Raw genomic sequence first — 916 nt, forward strand, 5'->3', positions numbered from 1 at the left:
TTCTCCATTCTTAAATTCATTACTAATGATAGCGGTAAAGAATAGCATACTCTCAATAGTTTTATCGCTTTCGCTTTTATAATATTCAAATAATAGCTTAACGTTTTCTAAATAGAACCCAAATGTTCTTAAGTTCTCTATAGCATGTTTCTTAAAAAAATGAATGATTGTTTTCCTTTTATTACTCAAAAAATCACGGAATTCTGTCTCTGTGATGTGGTTAATGTAACTATCAAATAATTCATTATAATTTGCAGTATAATTTAATGTCCTTCCGATTATTTTTTCTTTAATTTTGTGATATTCATCATTATTAACCTGTTCTTCGTCTGCACAAATAATCACTTTGATATTTTTATGCTCAGTATAATCATTTATTAAACCCAATATTTCATTTAATGGAAGTGAATATCTTTCTAAATCATCAAAACATAAAACCATCATGGATAAATCGAGATTGAACTCTATTCCTTTCGTAATATCTTTCAATTGAGTACCTCCACCAAAAGCGTTACCAAGTACATTTATTCCATTTCTTAAAAATTTAAAAGAATTAATTAGATACTTATTTTCTAACTTATCAGAAAAAGGCAAGACTTTACTTAATAGTATGCTTTCTATTTCCCTAACACTATTAATTCCATTAAGAGAAATGTAAACAGGTTTAAAGTCCATTTCTACAGCTTTTTTTTCAAGGACATTTTTCCATAGAAAGGTTTTTCCACTTCCCCATTTCCCACTAATTAATAAAGCGTAATTTGTGCCTTTTTTATTAAGGTAATCCTCAAATATTGACTCGATTTTTTTTGAATTCATAAGTATCGTTATATGTAAATAGTAGAGAGGATTTCCCTGCCAGAAGTAATTGGGAAGTCGCTTACTCGATTAAGTAGCATTTTTATTGTTCCTTCATTGT

Annotated in this window: 1 protein-coding gene; it reads right to left on the reverse strand. The window is 28.1% G+C overall.

All coding sequences use genetic code 11. The annotated features are described in order from the left end of the window. Window positions 1-816: P-loop NTPase fold protein (locus JM658_RS16985; RefSeq protein WP_236961089.1), on the reverse strand; the 816-nt coding region annotated here is incomplete at its 3' end. Window positions 817-916 lie beyond the last annotated feature (100 nt).

The organism is Joostella atrarenae, assembly GCF_021764745.1.
Lineage (GTDB): Bacteria > Bacteroidota > Bacteroidia > Flavobacteriales > Flavobacteriaceae > Galbibacter > Galbibacter atrarenae.